The 2,965-nt window shown below is 67.2% G+C and carries 2 protein-coding genes and 1 pseudogene; 2 read left to right on the plus strand and 1 reads right to left on the minus strand.

The features are described from left to right. The first annotated feature begins 225 nt into the window (after positions 1-225). Positions 226-813, plus strand: coding sequence for an Imm21 family immunity protein (locus ABZ567_RS32290; protein WP_360796925.1), 588 nt, complete (start codon positions 226-228; stop codon positions 811-813). A 30-nt stretch (positions 814-843) separates the two neighbouring features. Here the strand turns inward: ABZ567_RS32290 and ABZ567_RS32295 are convergent. Then, positions 844-1,221, minus strand: a pseudogene (locus tag ABZ567_RS32295) (transposase family protein); the annotation flags it as partial. Between the two features lie 418 nt (positions 1,222-1,639). On the opposite strand from ABZ567_RS32295, the gene ABZ567_RS32300 reads away from it, so the two are divergent. Next, positions 1,640-2,875: an IS110 family transposase gene (locus ABZ567_RS32300; RefSeq protein ID WP_360796931.1), complete on the plus strand. Its 1,236-nt coding sequence runs from the start codon at positions 1,640-1,642 to the stop codon at positions 2,873-2,875. The last annotated feature ends 90 nt before the right edge of the window (positions 2,876-2,965 follow it).

Below are 2,965 nucleotides of genomic sequence, written 5' to 3' on the forward strand. Positions count from 1 at the left end.
CGCTGTAGGGGCGGTCATGACGCGGACGACGGTGGGCGGGTGCGCGAGTCACGCCCCTGTTCACATGGCGGCGGATGTCGTCCCCGGCAGGGGGGGTGTTCTTGGAGCACCCGGTCCGCTCCCGGGCCTGTATGCACGGAGGAGGGGACGCGAAAGCGGGGGCGTGTCCGGCGGTTTCCGATGAGCGCAGGGACGTTGTCAGTGAGTGAGGGCACACTGACATGCATGACCACCTCTTCATCCACTGCAGACGATGCCGCCGGCTCCTTCCGTGTCTGGGTGGAGTCGTTGGGCGGCCCTCTGATTGTCGTCCCCGTCTCCGCCCTGGCCTCCTGGGGCGGGTGTACGGAGAGTGGGCTTATGGCGGGAGACTCTACCGCTCCAGACGACTACGACCGGGCCTGCGCGGTGGACGATCTGGCCGGTGTGATCCCCCTCGACGAGAACGGTTCGCAGGCACTGGTGCTGGCGGATGAGCCGGCGACCAGCTGCTATCTGCCTGAGCACCGAGCGTTCCTGCGGTGGCTCGCCGCCGACTCCGAGGCCGGACTGAGAGCCGCGGCGGACACTGCTCTCGCAGACCCGGCCACGGTGTGGGAGGAGTGCGGCACCTGGGTCTCGGACGGTCCGGCGGTGCTCATGGACTCCGCCGAAGCGGGTTCCGACCTGGGCGTCGAGTACCCCGATAGGGGGATGCCCGCTGAGGCGTCGGTCCCACTGCCCGCCGGCCGCTGGAGGGTCCGCGCCACCCAGGCCAAGGTGGACGAGGAGAACTGGGTCGGCCTGGTCCAGCTGCTGCCCGTCGAATCCTGAACGGACAGTACTTCGGGCCGGGGGGTGCGGTCAGTCGTGGCGCGCAAGGTTGTGCATATGGGGGAGGCCGAGCATCGCGTGGTGCACGCCATCGCCCTTGAGACGGCAGTCGCGCAGGATCTTCCAGGTCTTCATCCTGGCGAAGGCATGCTCGACCCGAGCACGGACCGTGCGGTGAGAGGTGTTGTGCTCTTCCCTTTGCTCTGCCCGGGGTCGCGGCGGTGTGGGATGACGAGCCCGGTACCTCGGTAGCCTCCGTCGGCGATCGGCGATTACTGCGGTGTTCCCGACGGCAGTCTTCGCCCCGGATAGTTCCCATGCCTTGCAGTCGTTGCGGTTGCCCGGCAGTGGCCGGCCGACCACGACCACCAGTTGGGTGTCGGCGGCGATGATGACCTGGTGGTTCGTGGAGTAGCGGTAGTTCTAATAGCTCATCGGTGGTCCCGAGCGCGTGAGCGCAAGGGGCACCAAACAAGGTGGAAGCCTGCCGCCGTTCCGGGACCGAGATCCCCGTGTTCAGACCGGCTCCACCATGCCGCGCTCCTGCCGGGCGGAGACCTTCGGTAGTTCCGGGACTTTGATCTCTTGTCTAAGACCGGTCTCGCTTGGCAGGAGTGTGGCCATCACGGGTTTCATGTCACCAGCCCGCCGGCAGGGCCGACCTCTCTATAGTTCGCGAGCCCGAGAGCTCCCCAACAGACCGAGGTCCCTGCTGGTCGCTGGAGACACGAACGGCTCATGAGATGGCGTCCCCTGAGCACTTCTATTAGAGCGCCGCGTGCCTCTGCACGGACTGGATCTGCAAGCCGGCATGGAGGTAAAGAGGATGAGCACGATCTTCTGCGGAATCGGCTGGGCGGAAGGGCACCATGACATAGCCCTCGTCGACCAGGATGGCGTCCAAGTGGCCAAGCTTCGGATCAGCGATGACAGCGCCGGATTCCACGCCCTCACGGAACTGCTGGCGCGGCATGGTGACACTGCCGAGGCCCCGATTCCGGTCGCCATCGAGGCCCCGCGCGGCCTGCTGGTCGCCCCTCTGCGGGCCACCGGTCGCCAGATTTACGCGATCAACCCGCTTGCCGCCGCCCGCTATCGCGATCGCGGCAGCGTTTCCCGCGCCAAGTCCGATGCAGCCGACGCCCGGGTCTTGGCCAACATCCTCCGGACCGACCGTCATGCCCACCGGCCTCTGCCTGCGGACAGCGAGGCCGGGCAGGCAGTCGCGGCTCTCGCCCGTGCCCACCAGGACGCGGTTTGGGACCGGCAACAGATGATCAATCGGCTCCGCTCTCACCTGCGCGAGTACTACCCGGCCGCCCTCGTGGCCTTCCACGGCCCGGGCAAGCCCGGACTCGACTCACCGCGCGCTCGCCTGATCCTCACCGCTGCGCCCACGCCAGCTGACGCCGCCAAGCTCACCCGCAGCCAGCTGCGTGCACTGCTCAAGCGCGCCGCCCGCCCACGCTGCGGAATCGACACCGAGGTCGAGCGGCTCCGGGACATCTTCCGTGTGGACAGTCTTCGCCAGCTGCCCCAGCTCGAAATGGCTTTGGGACACCAAGCAGCGGCGCTCATCCGCCAGCTCGATGCCGCCTGTCACAGTGTCGCCCAGCTCGCGGCAGCGACGGAGGAAGCGTTCCTCGCGCACCCGGATGCCGACATCATCACAAGCTTCCCTGGTTTGTCCGTACTGTCCGGAGCACGCGTCCTCGCTGAAATCGGCGACGACCGCGAACGCTTCGCGGACGCCAGAGCGGTGAAGGCATACGCCGGCGCCGCTCCCGTCACCCGGGCCTCAGGCCGCAGCCACGTCGTCGTGGCCCGAACAGTCAAGAACCAGCGGCTGGCCGCCGCCGGATACATGTGGGCGTTCGCTGCCCTCCGCACCGAGGCCCCACGCACGCATTACGATCGACGACGAGCAGGCGGAGAACGCCACACCGCCGCGCTGAGGAACCTCTTCAACAAGTTGCTCGGCTGTCTCTACCACTGTCTTCAGAACCGGGTGTACTACGACCCCGACCGTGCCTTCGCGGCGCCTCTGGACCTCGCCGCCTAGAGCGTGTCCCTTTGATCAGTTGGTCAGTTGATCGGATGTGGCTGTCCGCTTAGTAATCACCGATGCGATGTGGGACCGGATCGAGCCGCT

It is taken from the genome of Streptomyces sp. NPDC016459 (assembly GCF_040632845.1).
GTDB lineage: Bacteria > Actinomycetota > Actinomycetes > Streptomycetales > Streptomycetaceae > Streptomyces.

What these genes read in the sequence shown, in the direction of transcription:
- ABZ567_RS32290 (WP_360796925.1), top strand. Translation starts at nt 226, where the DNA reads ATGACCACCTCTTCATCCACTGCAGACGATGCCGCCGGCTCCTTCCGT.
- ABZ567_RS32300 (WP_360796931.1), top strand. Translation starts at nt 1,640, where the DNA reads ATGAGCACGATCTTCTGCGGAATCGGCTGGGCGGAAGGGCACCATGAC.